The 20022-nt window shown below is 34.3% G+C and carries 23 protein-coding genes and 1 pseudogene; 5 read left to right on the top strand and 19 right to left on the bottom strand.

Features of this window, described 5'->3' with window-relative positions; all coding sequences use genetic code 11:
• Positions 1-355: 355 nt before the first annotated feature.
• The 6 genes from ACQKNR_RS18775 to ACQKNR_RS18750 form a co-directional block, all read right to left on the bottom strand.
• The gene (locus ACQKNR_RS18775; RefSeq protein ID WP_427319540.1) at positions 356-1411 is read right to left on the bottom strand and encodes an LLM class flavin-dependent oxidoreductase; all 1056 of its coding nucleotides are present in this window, start codon (positions 1409-1411) and stop codon (positions 356-358) included.
• A gap of 14 nt (positions 1412-1425) precedes the next feature.
• Positions 1426-2367: a ring-cleaving dioxygenase gene (locus ACQKNR_RS18770; protein WP_427319538.1), complete on the bottom strand. Its 942-nt coding sequence runs from the start codon at positions 2365-2367 to the stop codon at positions 1426-1428.
• A 52-nt stretch (positions 2368-2419) separates the two neighbouring features.
• The gene (locus ACQKNR_RS18765) at positions 2420-2863 is read right to left on the bottom strand and encodes a MarR family transcriptional regulator (RefSeq protein ID WP_193411076.1); all 444 of its coding nucleotides are present in this window, start codon (positions 2861-2863) and stop codon (positions 2420-2422) included.
• Positions 2864-2969: 106 nt separating this feature from the next.
• The gene (locus ACQKNR_RS18760; RefSeq protein WP_427319536.1) at positions 2970-3293 is read right to left on the bottom strand and encodes a carboxymuconolactone decarboxylase family protein; all 324 of its coding nucleotides are present in this window, start codon (positions 3291-3293) and stop codon (positions 2970-2972) included.
• Entirely contained in the window at positions 3283-3702 is a 420-nt protein-coding gene (locus tag ACQKNR_RS18755; protein ID WP_427319534.1) for a tautomerase family protein, read from the bottom strand. Before ACQKNR_RS18755 ends, ACQKNR_RS18760 begins: the two co-directional genes overlap by 11 nt.
• Before the next feature lie 43 nt (positions 3703-3745).
• Positions 3746-4294 (bottom strand): DUF4865 family protein, encoded by a 549-nt coding sequence (locus ACQKNR_RS18750; RefSeq protein ID WP_427319532.1) that lies wholly within the window; start codon positions 4292-4294, stop codon positions 3746-3748.
• 120 nt (positions 4295-4414) lie between these two features.
• Here ACQKNR_RS18750 and ACQKNR_RS18745 point away from each other — a divergent pair, with 120 nt between their 5' ends.
• A complete protein-coding gene (locus ACQKNR_RS18745) occupies positions 4415-5203 on the top strand; it encodes a LysR family transcriptional regulator (protein ID WP_427319530.1) in 789 nt (262 codons plus the stop codon).
• A gap of 123 nt (positions 5204-5326) precedes the next feature.
• On the opposite strand, the gene ACQKNR_RS18740 is transcribed toward ACQKNR_RS18745, so the two are convergent.
• The 7 genes from ACQKNR_RS18740 to ACQKNR_RS18710 form a co-directional block, all read right to left on the bottom strand.
• A complete protein-coding gene (locus ACQKNR_RS18740) occupies positions 5327-6280 on the bottom strand; it encodes a branched-chain amino acid ABC transporter permease (RefSeq protein WP_427319903.1) in 954 nt (317 codons plus the stop codon).
• Positions 6281-6329: 49 nt separating this feature from the next.
• Complete coding sequence (locus ACQKNR_RS18735) at positions 6330-7190, bottom strand: branched-chain amino acid ABC transporter permease (protein WP_427319528.1); 861 nt, start codon at positions 7188-7190, stop codon at positions 6330-6332.
• Between the two features lie 21 nt (positions 7191-7211).
• A complete protein-coding gene (locus ACQKNR_RS18730) occupies positions 7212-7913 on the bottom strand; it encodes an ABC transporter ATP-binding protein (protein ID WP_427319527.1) in 702 nt (233 codons plus the stop codon).
• Positions 7891-8664: an ABC transporter ATP-binding protein gene (locus ACQKNR_RS18725; RefSeq protein ID WP_427319525.1), complete on the bottom strand. Its 774-nt coding sequence runs from the start codon at positions 8662-8664 to the stop codon at positions 7891-7893. The genes ACQKNR_RS18730 and ACQKNR_RS18725 overlap by 23 nt, the downstream gene beginning before the upstream one ends.
• A gap of 88 nt (positions 8665-8752) precedes the next feature.
• Positions 8753-9970, bottom strand: a complete 1218-nt coding sequence (locus ACQKNR_RS18720; RefSeq protein ID WP_427319523.1) for a substrate-binding domain-containing protein — start codon at positions 9968-9970, stop codon at positions 8753-8755.
• A 299-nt stretch (positions 9971-10269) separates the two neighbouring features.
• Positions 10270-11187 (bottom strand): CobW family GTP-binding protein, encoded by a 918-nt coding sequence (locus tag ACQKNR_RS18715; RefSeq protein WP_427319901.1) that lies wholly within the window; start codon positions 11185-11187, stop codon positions 10270-10272.
• A 110-nt stretch (positions 11188-11297) separates the two neighbouring features.
• Positions 11298-12734 carry a flavin monoamine oxidase family protein gene (locus ACQKNR_RS18710; RefSeq protein ID WP_427319521.1) on the bottom strand — a complete coding sequence of 479 codons (1437 nt, stop codon included), beginning with the start codon at positions 12732-12734 and terminating at the stop codon, positions 11298-11300.
• 200 nt (positions 12735-12934) lie between these two features.
• On the opposite strand from ACQKNR_RS18710, the gene ACQKNR_RS18705 reads away from it, so the two are divergent.
• The gene (locus ACQKNR_RS18705) at positions 12935-13879 is read left to right on the top strand and encodes an L-lactate dehydrogenase (RefSeq protein ID WP_427319519.1); all 945 of its coding nucleotides are present in this window, start codon (positions 12935-12937) and stop codon (positions 13877-13879) included.
• A gap of 161 nt (positions 13880-14040) precedes the next feature.
• Here ACQKNR_RS18705 and ACQKNR_RS18700 read toward each other — a convergent pair whose 3' ends face one another.
• The 6 genes from ACQKNR_RS18700 to ACQKNR_RS18675 all read right to left on the bottom strand — a co-directional run bounded on the left by ACQKNR_RS18700 (position 14041) and on the right by ACQKNR_RS18675 (position 18425).
• Positions 14041-15054 (bottom strand): AI-2E family transporter, encoded by a 1014-nt coding sequence (locus ACQKNR_RS18700; protein WP_427319517.1) that lies wholly within the window; start codon positions 15052-15054, stop codon positions 14041-14043.
• 301 nt (positions 15055-15355) lie between these two features.
• On the bottom strand, positions 15356-15487 hold the full coding sequence (locus tag ACQKNR_RS18695; RefSeq protein WP_000997341.1) for a hypothetical protein: 132 nt from the start codon (positions 15485-15487) through the stop codon (positions 15356-15358).
• Between the two features lie 122 nt (positions 15488-15609).
• Positions 15610-16212: a nitroreductase family protein gene (locus ACQKNR_RS18690; RefSeq protein ID WP_427319515.1), complete on the bottom strand. Its 603-nt coding sequence runs from the start codon at positions 16210-16212 to the stop codon at positions 15610-15612.
• Positions 16213-16280: 68 nt separating this feature from the next.
• Complete coding sequence (locus tag ACQKNR_RS18685) at positions 16281-16931, bottom strand: DsbA family oxidoreductase (protein WP_427319513.1); 651 nt, start codon at positions 16929-16931, stop codon at positions 16281-16283.
• A 71-nt stretch (positions 16932-17002) separates the two neighbouring features.
• Entirely contained in the window at positions 17003-17434 is a 432-nt protein-coding gene (locus tag ACQKNR_RS18680; RefSeq protein WP_427319511.1) for an Rrf2 family transcriptional regulator, read from the bottom strand.
• Between the two features lie 121 nt (positions 17435-17555).
• Entirely contained in the window at positions 17556-18425 is an 870-nt protein-coding gene (locus tag ACQKNR_RS18675; protein WP_427319509.1) for a LysR family transcriptional regulator, read from the bottom strand.
• A gap of 97 nt (positions 18426-18522) precedes the next feature.
• On the opposite strand from ACQKNR_RS18675, the gene ACQKNR_RS18670 reads away from it, so the two are divergent.
• The 3 genes and pseudogenes from ACQKNR_RS18670 to ACQKNR_RS18660 form a co-directional block, all read left to right on the top strand.
• Positions 18523-19428 carry a DMT family transporter gene (locus ACQKNR_RS18670; protein ID WP_427319507.1) on the top strand — a complete coding sequence of 302 codons (906 nt, stop codon included), beginning with the start codon at positions 18523-18525 and terminating at the stop codon, positions 19426-19428.
• A 95-nt stretch (positions 19429-19523) separates the two neighbouring features.
• Complete coding sequence (locus tag ACQKNR_RS18665; protein WP_427319505.1) at positions 19524-19820, top strand: transposase; 297 nt, start codon at positions 19524-19526, stop codon at positions 19818-19820.
• An 8-nt stretch (positions 19821-19828) separates the two neighbouring features.
• A pseudogene (locus tag ACQKNR_RS18660) lies at positions 19829-20022 on the top strand (transposase); the annotation flags it as partial.

The following is a 20022-nucleotide window of genomic DNA, read 5'->3' as shown; positions in this document are numbered from 1 at the left end:
CATCATTTTGTCTGAAATATGTCTTTTGGAATTTTTTTGAATTACATTTTTTATATTATTAAAATGCATTTTCCGAATGTGAAACTTGCTTTTATATCTATAAAAGTATGTTTTTTCTCTTTATACACTTGACTTCCCTCCAAAAAAATGTCCTTAGAACCAACCAGAAAAATCGCTTGGATTTTGTCAAGAGAAAAATATATTTTCAAAATTCAATCCCATTATATTGTTATTCAAAAATAGAAAACCACTCGACCCTTTCTAGACTAAAAATTCATTTTTTTATCATTTTTTCAAACTAAATAAATTCATAAAAAAATACCGAGAATCAGCTAGATTCTCGGTATTTTTCAAATTATTTTACTGTATGTTTTCTAACAACTGGTAAAATTTCAGTAGCAATTAATTCAATATTTTTCTCAATTTTATCAAATGGTACACCACCAAAATCAATTTGTGCCATAAAACGTTGCTGTCCAAATAATTCATATTGGTAAAGCATTTTTTCAATGATTTGTTGCGGGCTGCCAATCATTAAGGCGTCACGATAATCTAATGCATTTGTAAATTGCTGCTTCGGATACCCGCTACCGCGTAATGCAATCATTCCAGCATTAATGTGAGGATAATATTCACTAAGCGCATCTTGTGAATTGTCTGCTGTATAAAATAAACTCGTTGTTGCAATCGGTAAACTCGCTGGATCAAATCCACTTTGCGTAGCCGCCTCACGATAAGCATCTACTGAAACTTTAAAATTAATAGCTGGTCCTCCAAGTGTTGTTATCATCATCGGAACACCTGCGTGTCCTGCTTTAATCGCACTTGCTGGCGGGCCACCTACAGCACGCCAAATTGGTAAGTTATTATTTTTAGCTCTTGGAATAATCGAAGCGTGTTCCAGTGGTGCTCTGAACTGCCCATTCCATGTCACACTCTCTTCTTTATTAATCTTTAATAAAAGATCCATCTTCTCTTCAAATAGCTCTTCATAATCATTTACATCATAACCAAGTAAACTATATCCTCCAATACGAGAACCACGACCAGCTACGATTTCAGCACGGCCATTAGAAATTAAATCAATTGTTGCAAAATCTTCATATACTCGGACTGGATCTGATGTACTTAATATCGTTGCAGAACTCGCAATTTTAATATTTTTCGTAGCTTGTGCAACGGCCCCTAAAATAACTGTATGGGCTTGCGTTGTAAAATGCGTTTGATGACTTTCACCAACCGCAAATACATCAAGTCCAGCTTCATCAGCTAACTTAGCCGTTTCAATAAGTTCATGAATTCGCTCCCCTGCACTTGATTTTTTCCCATTGTGTGGATTTAAAATATGATCCCCAATTGAATATAATCCAAACTCAATTCCTTTACTTGTATCCATGCGGTATTTTTCCATAGTTACTCTCTCCTTTAATCAAGTGGTATTAGCTTCTCTTCTATCTCTTGTCTCCGCTCTTCTAAAAACGGTGGTAAATCTAGTTCTTTTCCTAATTCTTCAACTACTGAGTCTACTGTAAATCCTGGTCCATCAGTCGCAATCTCAAATAAAATTCCATTTGATTCACGGAAATATAAACTTTTAAAGTAAAAACGATCAATAATCCCAGTTGTCTGAAAACCTCTTTCTTTCACTGCTTCATTCCAATAGTTTAGTTCTTCATCATTTTTTACACGAATTGCTAAATGGTGAATACTTCCCTTTCCTGGTCTCTCTCTTTCTCCCTCTTGCTCTTTTACTAAAATTTCTCCGAAAGACTGACCTGAAACAGATTGATATAGTCCTGTATTATCAGAGCGAGATACTTCTTTATAACCAAACAATTCAGTTAATGTTTTTGATAATTTATTTAAGCTTCTTACTGTCATTTCAACTGTACCCATACCTAAAATCCGATTGTCTTGTTCTACAGAAGATTCATCCCATGCAGCCCAAAATTCTGGTACTTCTTCTCCGTTATTGTTTAATAACACTAAGCGGAGACCATCTGGATCTTCAAAATGCAGAGCCTCTCGTCCGGCATATATTGTAAGTTCTCCATGTGTCACCCCCAATGATTCAAAACGTTTTTTCCAGTAAGTAAGGCTCTCTAGTGACGGTACAAGTAATCCTATTTGCGTTATCGCATTCGTACCACGAATTGTTCTTCCAACATTCGGCATTTCAAAAAACGATAATTCAGTTCCTGCACTACCTGTTAAATCACCATAAAATAAATGATACATAAAAGGATTATCTTGATTTACAGTCTTTTTCACTCGTCGTAGCCCTAAAACATTTCGATAAAAATCATTATTCGTTTTCGCATTTTTTGTCACCACAGAAATATGGTGGTGTCCTGGAATTGTATACATAAAACTTCCTCCTCTTCATCACTTGATTAGTCAATTGAATAAGTAAAAAAAATTACTCATGTGGTAATTCTTTTTTTTCACTATGCTTATGAACTTTTGTCATCAACTCGTATAGTATTTTCTGCTCTTCTTCATTTAATACGTCATCAAAAAATGATGATTGGAATGCAAGTTGCTCTGGCAATGCTCTTTCTAAGGCCGCTTCCCCTTGCTCTGTAAGACTAATTGTTTTCGTTTTCCAATCTTGTTTTCGAATAATATATCCTTCTTTTTCAAGGCGTGTTAACATTCGAGAAATACCGCCTTGTGTAACAGTAACCTTTTCTGCTAACTCCATTTGTGTTAATGGCTGATAAGTCCGTATTTGCAAAAGCACATCAAATTGAGCTGTGGTTAAATCAAAACGCTTTAAAAACTCATTTGACATCTGATTACTTTGGTTCGTAAATCGTATTAAACGTAACCATATTAATGATCCTATCGTATTATCACGCATGTTTCATCACTTCCTAGCGTTAATCTTACTATCACTTTACTACGCAAGTGACAGTAATGCAAGAGAAAAAGTAAAAAAAAGTGTCTCACCAGAGTATAGCCTAAACTTAACTTTCCATTTCATTCATTACTACATTTAAAGCTGCCATAGCTTTTGGCCAACCAACGTAAAAAGCCATATGTGTTATTAATGCAGCCAGTTCATTTTCCATAATCCCATTTTGTTTAGCTAGCTTCAAATGAAATGGTAATTGTTCTGTATTACCGAGACTGATTAGTGCCGACACTGTACAAAAACTTCTTTCTCTTAATGATAAAGTGGAATCTCGCCACACTTCTTCAAACAATATTTCTTCACTATAGTGAACCAAACTAGGTGCCACTTCTCTCATTTTCTGTTGAATATGTAATTCAATTGGATCATTCTTCATCTTGTTCTCCCTTCATTTTCAACATTTGTGCTATTCCTTGACCAAACGACCAGTTTTCAGCAGCCGTCTCATTTAGTGTAATAAAAATGTCCGAACTTTTTATGCAAGAACATCCGGAAATTTCCGAGGATATAGATTGATACAAACCTTTTTTCTGCTGTACTGTTCTTCCAGGTCCACATGTAATAGAAACATGGATCATATTCTCGCTTCTCTTTTCTCCCCTTTCCAACAAATAGTATGGATTATACAAAAATTGATTTCGTTGATAAGGTAAAAACATTTGAAAATAATCATTTTCAGGGATGTTAAAATATTCAACTAATGAAAGATGGATACATTCACCTATCTTTTTCAACTCTTCTTTATTTAATATATTTTCATGATAATAAACGTTCACAAAAGGCATACATTTTCATTCCTTTTTTCTTAATTTAGCATTCAACAAGATTTCATCGTGAAATGTGTAAAACCTCATAAATAGTAACATTGTTCATTACATCTATTTCAGGCTTTTCATTATAAAAACTGAATTGACTATATCCCCATTTATCCGGATTATAAACTATTACATTTCCTAAACACTTTTCTATGTTTTGTACATTTTCATTCATAGTTTTTAATTGAGTCCCAATCAGCGATTTACTTTGAGAAATACTCCCTGCATATTCAACAGCATATCTACTTTTTCTAAAATCATCCTTTAGATTAACAACTAAAGGGACACCAATATTAATTTGCTGCCATCCAAATGATTGTAAAATATTATCATAATAACCTTCAAATATAAATTTATTCATCCCTTCATGACTATTCCAAATATATAAAGGAGCATAACAGTTATATAAATTTCCCTCTTTACCTGTCTCAGTAATTAAATAAGCTTTAAAATTCAATTCTTGAAAGCCATCAGTTTTATGCCCATTATCCTTTACCCTTTTCCTAATAATCTCCATATCATAATCCTTTGGAAAAATGATCTTATATTGCATTCCAATCATGTTTATCACTCACTTTCGATATTATATACATAATGATAAATCGATGACTGGCTAACGTAAAATAGGTATAAATTATGTTTGGTATCATTTATAATGATATCGTATAAGGGGTTGAAATGAATGGAAATAAATGATCTTATCATATTCAAAACTGTCGCAAGTGAAGGTTCTATTAGTAAAGCTGCTAAGGAGCTGGGATATGTTCAACCGAATGTAACTGAGCGAATCAAAAAATTAGAACAAGAATTAGAAACTCCTTTACTACATAGAGATAACAAAGGGGTTTCACTATTACCTTCTGGTGACATTTTATTAAATTACACAAATAAAATATTAAATCTACTAGAGGAAGCTACAGATGAAATTAAAACGAGTGGTACTTCATACCGAATAGCAACATCACAATCTATTTTAGCCAGTTATCTAAGTGTACGTATTAAAGAAAATTTCCGGAATTATCAAGTATACATTGAAAATAGTGGTCATTTGCCTAAACTACTACAAAAAGAAAAGGTTGATTTGGTCATAACTTATGATAATAATCTAGATTCCAAGTTTAAAAAAGTATTCTGTGCCGTAATCTCTATCGGCTTATTAAAAGCAAAAGAAAAATGTACTGTTGATTATTCAAAAGAGATTTTTTTCGTTAGTAATGATACAAAATGCCCCTTTAGAATTCGAACAATACAATTCCTAAAGGAAAACAATCTGTCGCAAAATCAACTTCAACAGTTAGACTCTTATTCACTTATTGAAGAATTTATTTGCGAAGGAAATGGGATTGCTTTTTTACCGGTTAAAAATGATAAATTAACACCAATTGAGGATGTACTAATAGAGAAACTATCTATTCATTTCTTTACAAATCGAGACGTACAAAAAGATATTCCATATGAATTATTTAATTAATCCAATGAACCGCTTTGTAAAATAACATTTTTACAGATTACATGCACCAAAGTTCGGTAAAATATAAAAATCCCTCCTTAACTAATCTAAAAGAGGGATTTTCATATTGTATACAATCCATTTTCACACGTTCTGCCCCACTCCTGCGCTTTTCTCCTTCTTACCCCTTTTAAAACTCTTCAACCTCTTAACCGTCCCAACTAATCCTTTTGGAAAAACTAGTAGCACGATAATATACAATAAACCTAGAATAATCGTCCATCTTTCAAAAAGTGGATACTGTGTCGCTAGTTCTGATAAATAATACTTTAATGATTCAATAATTCCTGCTCCAGCAATGGCTCCAATTAATGTTCCGACTCCTCCAATCATTGTCATCAATAATGCATTTAATGTCATTTCAATTGAAAATACAGTCGTATTTACAAAACGTAATGTGATAACAAATAAACCACCGCTAATTGCTGCTACTACTCCTGCCACTACACTTGCGATAATTTTATAATGAAGAACTTTATACCCAAGCGCCTCAACGCGCTGTTCATTTTGTGAAATTGCCTTTAATACTTTTCCAATAGAAGATTTTGTGAAAAGGCGTAGCAAAATAAAAATAAGGATTAGACATATAAATGTTACATAATAAAACGTAAAACGATCACGGAATATATCTGGTACACCAAAGGTAAACCCATCTCCTCCGTGAGTGAGCCCACGCCATTTTTCAGCAAGTACGAAAAATAACTGTGAAATAGCAAGTGTTAACATCGCATAAAAATGACTTTTCAACCGTAAAGAAAGCAAACCGATTATATAACTAACGATTGCTGAAACAATAATTGCAGCTACTATTCCTATTAAAAAGTTCGTTATTGACACTCCTTGCCGATCAAATAAAAGCGCTACCCCATATGCTCCTATCCCAAAGAACATACAGTGACCGAACGATACAATTCCTGTATACCCAAGCAATACATCAAAACTCATTGCAAAAATAGCAAAGATGAAGATTTGAGTGAACAAAATTAACAGGCTCCGTGAATCATTTACGAATGGAAATACACTTAAACAAATGAGCATACATACTCCGAAGTATACTTTAATTCGGTCCGATGTGCTGTTCACCATTTCACCCCTTTTCACCAACAAGTCCAGTCGGCTTCACTATTAAGAAAAATAGTAACATTAACATATTAATTGCAAGTGATAAATCGGGTATAAAATACGCTGTAAAAGCACCAGCTAATCCGACAATTAAAGAAGCAATAGCTGAACCTTGTACGCTTCCAAGTCCTCCAATTATTACTACTATGAAAGCTAAAATTGCATATTGCATACCCATCTCCGCGAAAATAACACCTGAATACGGTGCTAATAAGAACCCTCCCAACGCTGCCATCCCTGCTCCTAATAAAAAGACGAACGAAAATATCGCTTTTACGTTAATACCAAGTGCTTGAACCATCTCTTTATCCATTACACCAGCCCGGATCATAAGACCTATCTTTGTTTTTTTAAGTAGTAATAGTAAAGCAATGTAAATAAGTATCCCAACTAAAATAACGAACAACCGGTATTTTATTAATATAACTCCTCCAAATGTATAACTACCTTGTAACCATAACGGTAACTTTGCCCCAATCGGATTAGGTCCCCAAAATATTTTGATACATTCACTTAGAACCAGCATCCCTCCAAGCGTAACAAGAAGTTGCCTCACATGGTTTCCATACACTGGCCTAATAAGAAACCTTTCTAACACGAAACCGAGAAACATTCCCATAGCGACTGCTCCAATCAGCGCTAATAAATAACTACCTGTCATATTGAATAGCCACACACCTGTAAATGCTCCCCATGCAAATAAACCGCCATGTGCAAAGTTTAGAACGCTCATTAGACCGAAAATAAGTGAAAGACCTGATGCTAACAAAAAAATGAGCATCCCTGTTGAAATCCCATTTACAAATAAATTGATTAACACATCCATCCTTCTCACCCCGGATTCATGTTAAGAGATTCCTAAATATTTATGACACATTTCCTTATCCTCTTTTAATTCATGCATAAAACCGTTATGAACAATTCTCCCGTTATCCATAATGTAAAAGTAGTCACCAATTTGACTAGCCATCATAAAATTTTGTTCGACAAGTAACACCGTTGTTTTCTCTTTCATCTTCAAAATAGCTACCATTAATTTCTCTACCATAATTGGGGACAGCCCTTTGCTCGGTTCATCTATTAGTAATAATCCATCACTATTAATAAACGCTCTTGAAATAGCCAACATTTGCTTTTGTCCTCCACTTAAGAGCCCAGTTTTTTTATTCCAAAACTGCTTTAGATCCGGAAATAGTTCTAGCATCCAATCTATTTTTTCTTCCGCTTCTTCTCCCTTCCCCCTTGCAAGAGCGAATGTCTCTTCTATTGTCAAATCATGAAAAATACCTTGGTTTTCTGGTACATACCCTATTCCTTTCCTTGAAATTAAATGTGTAGATAATCCATTTACTTTTGTATTATCATAATAAATTTCACCATCTGAGACCCGATGAAACCCCATAACCGAGCGCAATGTCGTAGTCTTTCCTGCCCCGTTTCTTCCAAACAGTACAGTAATCGTCCCTTTCTCAACAGTGAGAGATACCCCCTGTAAAATATGAAACTGATCTAAATACGTCTCTATATTATTCACTTGTAATAGTGCCACTATATAATCCTCCTAAATAAGCACTTTGTACACGCTCATCTTTCATCATTTCTTCTGGCAATCCTTCGGCCAATAACTCACCATGAAATAAAACGATAAGATGATCTGACAAATCGAGTACCATATCCATTTTGTGTTCGATAAGTACAATTGTGCTCTCTGGATGTTTCTTAATATTTTCAATCACTTGCAAAATAGCTGGTACTTCCTCAACCGAAATACCCGCAGTTGGCTCATCAAGTAGTAATACATCCGTTTTTAAAGCTAATAACATCGCAAGCTCTAACTTTCTTTTTTCCCCATGCGCTAAGTCTTTCGCTAAAACATTTTCTTTCTCATGAAGTAATACTGTTTTTATATACCGTCGTGCCTCTCCAATTTGCTGTTTCAAACGCGAAGAATTAGGAAAGAAACTATAGTAATCTTGTACGAATGACTGAACACTTAAACGGACATTTTCAAGTACTGTTAACTCTGGAAATATATTTGTTAACTGAAAAGAACGACCGATTCCTAAACGTGTTCGGTCCGAAATCGATAATCTCGTAATCTCTTGTCCCTTAAAATACACTTCACCTTTCGTCGGAGAAATTTGTCCACTTAGTAAGTTAAATAATGTTGTCTTTCCAGCACCATTTGGTCCAATAATTGAAATGAGCTTTCCTTTTTGTACTTTTAAATTCACATCCTTAATGACATGATGTTCCCCAAAAGATACGCTAAGATTTTTCGTCTCTAACAAATGAGTCACGAAATCCCTCCCTTTAAGGCCATGAGTGTAAAAGAAAGACGTATAAAGAGGGTATACCCTCTTTATACGAAACAACAGAAAATTCTGTCTATTTATTCCGAACTGGTGGTTCTGTCTCTTTCATCGTTAATTCTCGCTCCAACACTGGTACTGGATATTCAACACCATCTTGCTTTTTGAGCGTAATAGAATATAGCGTTTGTAATGCTTGATGATCCTTCTCTCTAAACTTCATCTTTCCTTTCGGTGTATCAAATTCCATTCCTTCCATTTTCTTAATAAGCGTATTTACATCTGTATCACCTTTTGTTTTCTTTAAAGCTTCCACAATAGAAATTGCCGCTGACATTCCTCCTGCTGTAAACAGGTCTGGGACAGCACCATTAAATCGTTTTTTATGTTCTTCCACTAACCAATCATTTACCTTATTTTTAGGAAGTGTATGATAATAAACAGAAAAACCTTGCATTCCTACTAACGCATCCATCGTTTTTAATGCTGGTATATCTGGCGCACCAGTAGAAACTTTAATACCTTGTGCTTCTACATTCATATCTTTCAACTGTTTCCAAGGTGAATTCGCCCCTGCCCAAACGATAAATAAATAATCTGGTTTTGAGCTAATGATATTTTGAATATTTGCAGTAAAATCCGTTGAATTCGTATCCGCGTATTGCTCGTTTACAATGTTCGCACCTAGCTTTTTCGCTCCAGCCTTAAATGCAGCAATTCCTTCGCGTCCAAATGCATTATCTGGGGCAAACGTCGCAATCTTTACATCTTTTTTTGCAATTGCTGCTGCTCCTGCAATCGCATCTTGCGAAGAGTTCCTTCCAGTTCTAAAAATATATTTATTCCAATTCTTCCCGGTTATACTATCAGCAACTGCCGGTTCTACAACCATAATTTTTTCATATTCCTCTGCTAGTGGTAAAACTGCTAGCGTATCACTTGAACTAGATGATCCGACTAAGAAATCAACTTTCTCTTCTTCTAATAACTTCGTAGCTTTCTTAACCGCTACATCTGCTTTCGTTTCCGTATCTTCTACAACAAACTTAATCTTTTTCCCTTCTACTTTCCCTGTTCCACCGGTTGCATAATCTAACCCTAATTCAAACCCGTTCACTGTTTGTTTTCCATATGATTCTAGTGGACCTGTTAATGAAGCAAGAACCCCTACCTTAATCGTTTTTTCCTCTTCTGTACTTGTCTTCTTTCCCGAACAAGCCGCTGTTACTAATAACGATCCTAAAACACAACCAGTAACCACCGTTTTTAGCCATTTACGTTTTTTCATCGACATCGTGATCCTCCCCATGCTTTTCTTTCTGATAGAATCAAATACGCCAACTTCCCCTGTCCGTAATCATGACTTTAAAATTGGTAACGGAAAACTCTTGTAATACCCTCTACATTCGGCATAAATCTATAATCACCTTCCTATTAAATGGAAACAGACATACAATCAATATATATTCCGTTGTTCAAATGAAATTACTGTTTCATTTCATTAACCATCGTGCAAAAAGCTGCAAATAATTAACTTAATTCATTAAGTCAATTATTTGCAGCTTACATAAAAAACATGAATAGAAAAACTGATTAATTATTTTCGACTTTCTCTAACCCCTCAACCAATTGTTTTTTATCTAGCCCTTCCCCTATTACTACCAAGTTTGTCGGGAAACCGAAGTCTTGCTCCAATAAAGTTGGTACTCCAAACGAATATTGGAATAAGTGAGGGTATTTATCTCCATGGAATTTCACAAAACCTTTCACACGATAAATACTATCTGGTAAATTCGAAAGCCATTCATATAATTTGTCTTGATCAATCGATTTCGTAAATTGATACGTCATTGTTTGTATATGTAAATGTTGTTTAACATGAAGTGTCTCGTGTTCTCCATCACTCACAAATTCAGCTTCTTCTATATCATTTAAAGATATATTACAATACTTTGTTTCAAACAATTTCGCATGATTATTTATTTCTTTTACTTCTTCAATTACTTTTTTCTTATCCAAATCTGTTAGTAAATCTGATTTATTAATAAGAATGTGACTACCAAATTTCATTTGCTCATGCAGTAACTGCTGCACATTTGCACTTAATATACTTCGATTCAACCATCTTACTGCATCTAATACGACTACTATAGATTTCACTTCAAGGAACGGTGCTAAAATAGGTGATACACATGCATCTAATACTTCAATTGGATGTGCGACACCTGTTGTTTCTATGTAAATTACATCTGGTCTTTCTTGTTGATATAGTGAATGTAATTGTATTTCAAGCTCTTCTTTTAACGTACAGCAAATACAGCCTTTTAGAAGTTCCCTTAACACATTTTCTTTTCCAATAATATCTGTATCTACTGAGTATTCACCAATCTCATTCATTAATACTGCAACTTTTCGATCCTTCTTCTTTTCCGCTAATAATAAATTTTGCAGTAACGTTGATTTTCCGCTACCTAAAAAACCACCTAATATATGAATTTCTACTTTACTCATACGACCGACCATCCATTTCTTTACTTCAAATTTCTTCAAAGCGTAATTATTACGATTTATATTTATCATTTTATTAAAAGAATAACAATTTGTAAACATAACTACTAGATTCACTTTTCATTTACTTCATAAGCAACTCTAATTCCAGACTCAATCGCTCCTTGCATCCAGCCATGTGTCAACGTCGTATGTTCTCCTGCAAAGTGTACATTTCCTGCTGGCGGCGCAATATATGGAAATAATTCTATCTCTTGACCTGGTTCAAAAGCAGTAAACGCACCGCAAGAGTATGGATTTTTACTCCAACTAAAAGATGCTCCTGTAACAAATTCAGTATAGACTACATTTCCATATATTTGTGCTAAATTGTTTAATGCATACCGAATACGTTCTCTATCAGATAAACTATCCCACGTCAAAGCTTCATCCGCCCACGTATAACTTGCTAAAACGATAGATGCCCCTGGTGTATGAATGCCATAGCTCGGATAAAACGTAAAACGTATAGGTAAATCTGTAATAGATTTACCACCGCATTGCCCTACTCTCTCCCAAAATCTACTTTTAAACTCTATCGCAATTTTAGTTGAAGCAATATAATTTAACTCACGGATTGCCCGCCTTTTAAAATAAGAGAATAAATCATAAGGCTGGATTTCAACAAAGCGCAACGCTGAAAATGGAATGGTAACAATAGCAATATCACCTGTGACCATATATTGCTCTAATGTTTGTTCATCGTTTACTTGCATCATCACTTTGTTATTTTCTTGTATTATTTTATCTACTTTATATGACATGAAAATATTATCCTTTAGCTGTGGTAAAAATGAATTTGGTAATGCATCCATCCCGCCTGTTATCTCATAATATTTTGTCGTTGAGGTGAAAAAGGTCATTTCTCGTAATACTTCAATTAAAGACATTCCCATGTATGCTTCCATATCAAGTAGTACTCCAATCATATCTATTGCTCCATCTGAATAGTATTCGGTTAAAAATGAACCGAGCGAATAAGTTCTATATTTTTTCTCCACAGTAATCCAATTTTTATTAGGATCTTTCTTAATATAATTAAGTATTGGTTCTAATACGGCCAGCATTAATTCTTCTGCCGTTTTCCCTTTTTCTTTATCTAAAACCGGATATCCAAGTACACTTGGATTATTTTCAAACACATTCAATCTCGTTCTAATGTTATTCGTATAAATTATGTCTGAAGAGGTTTTATTAATAAAAAGATTTAACGGTAATTTTAATTTACGAATATACGCTAATGTTAAATCATGGTTCTCCGGAATACGCATTGGCCCTGCATTAAAATATAACCCCGTACTAAATGGTTCGCGAATTGTATATACCCTGCCACCTATTCTATTATTTGCTTCTATAATCGTTACTTCATGCCCAGCCTCTTTTAATAATGATCCTGCAACTAACCCAGATATACCTGCGCCAGCAATCGTAATTCGTTTTGGGGTATTCGTTTTAGTAAGACCTGCATGAATTATATGTAGCATTTTTTCTATTGATAATGGATTCCCCATACCATTTCCCCTTTTACAAAGGATTTTACTGAATTATATTCGATTTGCCGGGTTCCTATGTTTCGTTCAAGTTTTTGAACGGATACATTTTCAATTACTTGAATATCTTTTATAAAATGTAATAAACTAGATATGAATTTATAGAAGTAAGACGTATTATCTTACATAATAAAATCCATGAAATTGCGAGGAATTTTAAAATGAAAAAAGGTATTAACCGTGTTGTATTAGTAGGAACCGGAGCAGTTGGATGTAGTTATGCTTACTGCATGATTAACCAAGCTGTAGCTGAAGAGTTTGTATTAGTCGATGTAAATGAGGCAAAAGCTGAAGGAGAGGCAATGGATTTAAGTCATGCTGTTCCATTTGCACCAGCTCCAACTAGAGTATGGAAAGGCAGCTACGAAGATTGTAAAGATGCTGATCTTGTTGTCATTACGGCTGGATTACCACAAAAACCAGGCGAAACACGTTTAGATTTAGTTGAGAAAAACGCTAAAATCTTTAAACAAATTGTTCGCAGTATTATGGATAGCGGATTTGATGGTATTTTCTTAATCGCAACAAACCCTGTAGATATTTTAACTTACGTAACTTGGAAAGAATCTGGTTTACCAAAAGAACGCGTAATCGGTTCTGGTACAACACTTGATTCTGCTCGTTTCCGCTATATGTTAGGTGAGTACTTCAATATTGGTCCACACAACATTCACGCTTATATTATTGGAGAACACGGTGATACTGAACTTCCAGTTTGGAGCCACGTATCAGTAGGTATTCAAAAACTACAAACACTTCTTGACAAAGATAACACATATACTCAAGAAGATTTAGACAAAATTTTCATAAACGTTCGTGATGCAGCTTACCATATTATTGAACGAAAAGGTGCAACTTATTATGGTATCGGTATGTCACTTCTACGTGTTACGAAAGCAATTTTAAACGATGAAAATAGTGTATTAACGGTTTCAGCATACTTAGAAGGTCAATACGGCCAAGAAGATGTTTATATCGGTGTACCTGCTGTTTTAAATCGCGGCGGTGTTCGTGAAATTTTAGAAGTAGAATTAAGCGAAGAAGAAGAATTAAAATTCGATCACTCTGTTCAAGTGTTGAAAGAAACGATGGCTCCGGTTCTTTAATCGTATTTTCAAAAAGCAATCCAATTTATTTCGGCTTTCTTTTTTATCTGGATTGTTCATCCCTTCATTCTAATGATTACCCTTTACCAAATAGGGGTTTTCGAGATAAAAATAACCGATGTTTTCGTTCCTTGAAAACATCGGTTATTTTCTATCATTTCTTATTTTTTAATTTGTTCCTCATTATTTACATCAAGTACATCTAATAAAAAGATAAAGATTGGTATCCCGATAATAAGTCCCCATATTCCAAGGAAATGCTCTGAAAAGATAAGAATCATAAATGTAAAAAAGATTGGTAAATTTGTTTTTGCGGACATAAATTTCGGATTTAAAAAATAACTTTCAAGAGCATGGATTACTGTAATGAACACAAGTATGTATACAACGTACATAACCCCACCTACGTTATAAGCAATAATGCAAAGTGGAAACACGGAAATAATAACACCAGCAACTGGAATCAAACCGAGTAAAAAAACCATGACAGCTAATACAAGAAGCTGCGGAAAGCCTAAAATGACAAATGCGATTACAGTGAGAATACAATTTACAACCGCAATTAAAAACTGTGCTTCAATCACTTTTCCGAACGATCTTGCAAATCTTTCACCAAAATATGTAATCTCCTCATAAAAAATCTTTAGCTTACTATCTTTAAACTTAGAAGTAAATGTAATAATACGCTCTTTTTCTAATAAGAAAAATAAACTTAAAATAAGAGACAATAGTATTTGTAAACTTACCTTCCCTATATTTGCTATCGATTGATATATGACATCTACACCTTGTTCTATATATTTTGATACTTCCATTCCATTAATAGTCGAAAGTGCATATTTAATGATCTCATTATCAGGTGGATTTTGAAAAAACAACTTAAATTGATAAATTAATTGTGAAATTTGTATTGTTAGCACAGGTAAATATTTATACAAAGTTGTAACAATGAATGTAACTAATATTAAATATAAACCAGCAATAACAACTTTCCGGTTCACTTTCAACCTCTTTGAAATAAAACATTGAAATCGGTCCATTAAAAATGTCAGTATAAACGTAATTAAAATTAAATTTATCATGCTTTGCAAGCCATATAATACAAGTGCTAATATTATTAAAACAAGCAACCGTTGAAACCCTCTACTTCGAAAGAAATTTTTCACTTCATTCATTAAGATTTAACCTCCCCCTTCAATGGATGAAAATTGAATATATTACAAAACGTACTTATTCATTGTGATACTATTACACTTTATGAACTTCTATAGACAATCTTTCTTACTAATTGGGAAGAATCCTTTTTTCTTTTTATATTGTTAGATTCTTTTTAATTCATTCCATTTTTTCATGTTGCTTCCCTCCACTCTAAAAGTTGCTCATTTGTAGCTTCTTTATATGGAAAAAGAGAGTTATATTCTCCATAACTCTCTCTAGACAAAATGCTAAATGAAAAGCTTAATTATTTCAATCTAATCATTTCTTTTTTTGCATTTGCTTCGCTAATAATTCCTTCACTTGATTATACGTTAATCCTGAATTTTTATTTAAACGTTTTACTTCCTCAACATCAGTACCTACCACTGTATATTTTTTCTCATCATTCATTTTTCTACTTCCCTTCTTACCGGATTATTTCTTATATTTCTTCCCTAAATGCACATAAATTAACACCAATACAAAAAAGGAAGCTGTTTCTATTCACAGCTTCCTTCTCGTTATATATTTTCTTAATAAAATTTCACTACATCTTCAGTAGGTAAGAACGTTCTTTCTCCTGGTTGCTCGTTTGGTTCACCAAATGGCATTTGTCCTACTAAGCTCCACTCTGCTGGAATGTTCCAAGTCTCCTTCACTTCAGCATCTACGATTGGATTGTAATGTTGCAGTGATGCTCCAATTCCTTCAGCAGATAATAGCATCCATACAGTATGTTGTAACATCGCATTACCTTGATGAGACCAGAACGGGAACTGTTCTTTATATAATGGTGCATTTTCTTGCATTTTTTCTACAGTTGCTTGATCTTCAAAGAATAATACTGTTCCTACACCTGCATGGAAACCTTTTAGTCTTTCTACAGTCGCTTCAAAGTTTTCTGCTGGTACGCGAGCTCTTAAAGTTTCTTTTACGATATCCCAAAACTTTTCATGCTCTCCATCCATCAATACGACCATACGGCCACTTTGCATATTGAAAGAAGTTGGTGCATGTAAAGCTGTTTTTAAAACTTCTTCAATTTTTTCTTTCGTAATTGCATCATTTTTTGTTACTTTACGAATGGAACGACGGTTCACAATTGCTTCTTTTAAGTTTGTTGTAGTTGCTGACATTTTAATTCCTCCAAAAATAATTTTATTATATTTAAACAAATCAATTTGATTCTTTCATGCAAGATGAATTAGCAATATCCATCCGTATTACATTGCATTCCTTCAAATGAATTTGTTTTATCCTTTTCAATTTCTTTATCAATGACTCTTTCCAGCGTTTCTTTACTAGCAAGCCCTTGAATGACTTCATCACCTATCATGACAGTTGGCACTGCCATAATATTCGCTTCATCATATGCATGCTGAATTGCTTCCTGATGCTTTTCTTTATATTTACGAGTTACTAAAGCATCTTTAAATTCCGCTTCAGGAAGCCCTACTTCTACCGCTAATTTTGTTAACACATCAATATCTTCAATGTTTTGTTCTTCTTGGAAAAACGCAGTAAATACGCGGTGATGATATTCATTTCCAAGTCCATGCTCTTTCGCAAATTGACATCCTTCAAAAGCTAAATGTGTATATGGATGCGGTGAAACACGCGGCAGACGCATTTCAATTCCTAATTTTTTTGCAGTAGGAAGAATGAAAGAATCCCATGAGCCTAACTTATCTGGTTCATTCCAAGGATCTATTTTAGAATATGGACTTGGACGTAATTCAAATGGCATCCATTCAACTTCTACATCTTTCTCTTTCGCTACCTCATCTAATGGACCTTTTGCTAAAAAACAAAACGGACATATAAAATCTGAGTATACTTTCATTTTTACAGTCATAAGTTTTACACCTTACCTTTACAGTTGTAATCATTTCAGTTACATTAATGGTAAAAAAATATAAATATTATTTAAGCATTCATTTTCTCTTGTAAAGATTCAAACAACTGTCCCATCGTAATATTTCTCAAAACTTCTTCCATCGCAGATTGTGCTTGAATTAAAATAACTTCTAATACCGCTTGAATATTTGCTCCAATTGGACAATCCGGATTTGGTTGCTCGTGCATATGAAATAATTTATCCTCTTCCACTACATTCAATGCATGATACACATCTAACAATGTGATTTCATGTAAATCCTTTAATAATCCCGCGCCACCCGGTCCACGATTTACGTAAACAAATCCAGCCTGTTTCAAGTACGACATGATTTTACGAATGACTACCGGATTTGTATTTACACTCTCAGCCATATAATCTGAAGTGCAAAGTGAAGATGGGTTGTCTTTTAAAATAGACAAAATATGAACAGCTATAGAAAAGCGGCTACTAATTTTCATCGTGATCACCACCTCGATGTAATCATTATAGTTACAACTAAAAAATAAGTCAATCCTTTTTATAGATTTTTTGTAGGCAAATTAAAAAAGTGCCCCATTATGATATATGAGACACCTCTTTTTATTCTGCAAATAACTCTTGAAATTCTTCAATAAATAGCTGAACAGCGAGTGAAGAATCCTTTAATGAAGGAACAGCTAAAGCGATTTCTCTCCAAACTTGTGGTTCCAATTCTCTCGTTTGTATATTCTTTGGTAAACTCGTCAAAGATAACTCAGCCAAAATTGCGAGTCCTAATCCTTCTTGAATCATATTTAAAGCTGTAGTAACTGTCGAAATTATATACTCAGCCCGAAGTGGTACGTTTGCTTGTTTAAACATATCGATAATGGGTGGTTCGTATCCGCCCTTACATAATATGATCGGTTCATTCTCTAAATCACTAATTGTAATAGAGTCCTTCTTACAAAGAGGATGATCCTCTCTTAAGATAACAACCATTTTCCCCTTCGTTAATGGAACAATCTCCATATCTTTATTAGGCAAAATAACAATTCCGATATCAATTACTCGTGATAATAGCCAATCTTCTACTTCTTTAAGTGTACCTTCGCAAAGAACTAATTCTAAATTCGGATACTTTTCACGAAAGATATTAATCATTTTAGGTAAGAAATATGCTGAAGCACTCGGAAAACTCCCAATTCGAATCGTCCCCACTTCATGCCCCTTCTCCATCGCAACTTCTTGCTCAATCTTCTCAACACCATTCAAGATCTCTCTAATATGTACAAGAATTCGATTTCCTACATCCGTAACGATTAACCCTTTTCGTTTATCACGTATAAGAATAGTAACTCCTAATTCTGACTCAATACTTGAAATTGCATGACTTACAGCTGGCTGCGTCATATTCAACATTCGAGCAGCCTTCGTAAAACTTTTTAATTCCACCGTTTTAATTAAAACTTGAAGTTGTGCAATAGTCATAACTAATTACTTATACTCCCCATAAAAAAGATTCATTTTATTTATTACACTCGATATCATATCATAGTGAAATGAATTACAACAAGGAGGGATTACAATGACACAGCTTTCTCGAACTAAAACGGCCATAATCCTCACCTTTCTCGTTCTTATGTGGGGGATTAACTGGCCTTTATCAAAATTCGCACTGCATTTTACACCACCCGTTTTATTTGCAGGCGTTAGAACTTTAATTGGAGGATTCATTTTACTTATTTTCGCATTACCGAAATACAAAGAGCTAAATTTAAAAGAAACTTGGCATTTATACGTTATTTCTTCTTTACTTAACATCATTATATTTTACGGGTTACAGACTGTCGGCCTTCAATATATGCCCGCTGGGTTATTTTCCGCAATTGTATTTCTACAACCTGTTTTACTCGGAATTTTCTCATGGATATGGCTTGAAGAATCAATGTACGGTTTAAAAATTTTCGGGCTTGTTCTCGGATTTATTGGTGTAGGGGTTATTAGTTCTAGCAGCTTAACCGGACATATTTCTATTATTGGAATCCTGCTCGCATTAGGATGCGCTATCGGTTGGGCACTTGGCACAGTATTTATTAAGAAAACTGGCCACCGTGTTAATGCTATTTGGATGGTAACACTTCAGCTTATTATTGGAGGTCTTTGCTTAGTCGGATTTGGATCAGAGTTTGAAAGCTGGTCTAGTATCGCTTGGAGTATGCCATTTGTTAGTGTGCTACTCTTTATTTCGTTCTTTGTTATTGCAATGGGATGGCTTGCTTACTTCACACTTGTTGGAGCTGGTGAAGCAAGTAAAGTTGGGGCTTATACATTCCTTATCCCTCTTATCGCTATTATTGTAAGTTCAATTTTCTTACACGAGGCCATTACAATGAGCTTATTCATTGGACTTTTATTTATTGTGGTGAGTATTTGTTTTGTAAATATAAAGCCGAAAACACTTGCTGTAGGGCAGCAAGTTGAAGTGAAATAAATATGAGAAAGAGCCTACTGCTTTGATATGATCCCCTTATAGTAGACAGGAAAAAGAAAGCACATTAACCTGTTTACTATGGAGGGGATTTTTCTATGGGAAAAATTAGAGTCACTTACGATGTAGAATTTAAGAAAAAAGCTATAGATTTATACTTAAAAGAAGGCATGAGCTATAAAACCGTTGCGAAAGAATTAGGTATTCATCACTCAGTTGTAAGTCGTTGGGTGAAACACTTTGAAGCTGAAGGCATCAAAGGGCTAGAAGAAAAACGTGGGAAAGCGAAAGGACCAGGTCTAGGTAGACCAAGAACAGCACCAGAAGATCCAGAAGCTAAGATTAGACGATTAGAAGCCGAGAATGAAATGTTAAAAAAGCTCTTAGGGATGTAAAAGGAGGCATGCAAGTTATATCCAAAACGAGAAAGTTTGAAGTTATACTTGAGATGTTAGAAAAGGGGTATACGGTTACCCTATTATGTGCCATTGCTGGTGTAACTAGAAGTGGGTATTACAAGTGGATAAAGCGGCACTTAGTGCCTTCTGAAAAACGACTAGAGGACACTAAAATCAAGAAAAAGATATTGGAGTGTCA

This window comes from Bacillus sp. NPDC094077, assembly GCF_050279465.1.
Lineage (GTDB): Bacteria > Bacillota > Bacilli > Bacillales > Bacillaceae_G > Bacillus_A.
This window is presented reverse-complemented; position numbering and strand designations above follow the sequence as displayed.

Bases quoted from the DNA above. Each gene is read 5' to 3' on its own strand.
- ACQKNR_RS18745 (WP_427319530.1), top strand. From the start codon at position 4,415: ATGGAAATAAATGATCTTATCATATTCAAAACTGTCGCAAGTGAAGGT.
- ACQKNR_RS18740 (WP_427319903.1), bottom strand. From the start codon at position 6,280: ATGCTCATTTGTTTAAGTGTATTTCCATTCGTAAATGATTCACGGAGC.
- ACQKNR_RS18665 (WP_427319505.1), top strand. From the start codon at position 19,524: ATGGGAAAAATTAGAGTCACTTACGATGTAGAATTTAAGAAAAAAGCT.
- ACQKNR_RS18755 (WP_427319534.1), bottom strand. From the start codon at position 3,702: ATGCCTTTTGTGAACGTTTATTATCATGAAAATATATTAAATAAAGAA.
- ACQKNR_RS18705 (WP_427319519.1), top strand. From the start codon at position 12,935: ATGAAAAAAGGTATTAACCGTGTTGTATTAGTAGGAACCGGAGCAGTT.
- ACQKNR_RS18760 (WP_427319536.1), bottom strand. From the start codon at position 3,293: ATGAAGAATGATCCAATTGAATTACATATTCAACAGAAAATGAGAGAA.
- ACQKNR_RS18775 (WP_427319540.1), bottom strand. From the start codon at position 1,411: ATGGAAAAATACCGCATGGATACAAGTAAAGGAATTGAGTTTGGATTA.
- ACQKNR_RS18715 (WP_427319901.1), bottom strand. From the start codon at position 11,187: ATGAGTAAAGTAGAAATTCATATATTAGGTGGTTTTTTAGGTAGCGGA.
- ACQKNR_RS18680 (WP_427319511.1), bottom strand. From the start codon at position 17,434: ATGAAAATTAGTAGCCGCTTTTCTATAGCTGTTCATATTTTGTCTATT.
- ACQKNR_RS18695 (WP_000997341.1), bottom strand. From the start codon at position 15,487: ATGAATGATGAGAAAAAATATACAGTGGTAGGTACTGATGTTGAGGAA.
- ACQKNR_RS18710 (WP_427319521.1), bottom strand. From the start codon at position 12,734: ATGGGGAATCCATTATCAATAGAAAAAATGCTACATATAATTCATGCA.
- ACQKNR_RS18770 (WP_427319538.1), bottom strand. From the start codon at position 2,367: ATGTATACAATTCCAGGACACCACCATATTTCTGTGGTGACAAAAAAT.
- ACQKNR_RS18670 (WP_427319507.1), top strand. From the start codon at position 18,523: ATGACACAGCTTTCTCGAACTAAAACGGCCATAATCCTCACCTTTCTC.
- ACQKNR_RS18720 (WP_427319523.1), bottom strand. From the start codon at position 9,970: ATGTCGATGAAAAAACGTAAATGGCTAAAAACGGTGGTTACTGGTTGT.
- ACQKNR_RS18685 (WP_427319513.1), bottom strand. From the start codon at position 16,931: ATGACTGTAAAAATGAAAGTATACTCAGATTTTATATGTCCGTTTTGT.
- ACQKNR_RS18765 (WP_193411076.1), bottom strand. From the start codon at position 2,863: ATGCGTGATAATACGATAGGATCATTAATATGGTTACGTTTAATACGA.
- ACQKNR_RS18735 (WP_427319528.1), bottom strand. From the start codon at position 7,190: ATGGATGTGTTAATCAATTTATTTGTAAATGGGATTTCAACAGGGATG.
- ACQKNR_RS18750 (WP_427319532.1), bottom strand. From the start codon at position 4,294: ATGATTGGAATGCAATATAAGATCATTTTTCCAAAGGATTATGATATG.
- ACQKNR_RS18675 (WP_427319509.1), bottom strand. From the start codon at position 18,425: ATGACTATTGCACAACTTCAAGTTTTAATTAAAACGGTGGAATTAAAA.
- ACQKNR_RS18690 (WP_427319515.1), bottom strand. From the start codon at position 16,212: ATGTCAGCAACTACAACAAACTTAAAAGAAGCAATTGTGAACCGTCGT.
- ACQKNR_RS18700 (WP_427319517.1), bottom strand. From the start codon at position 15,054: ATGAATGAAGTGAAAAATTTCTTTCGAAGTAGAGGGTTTCAACGGTTG.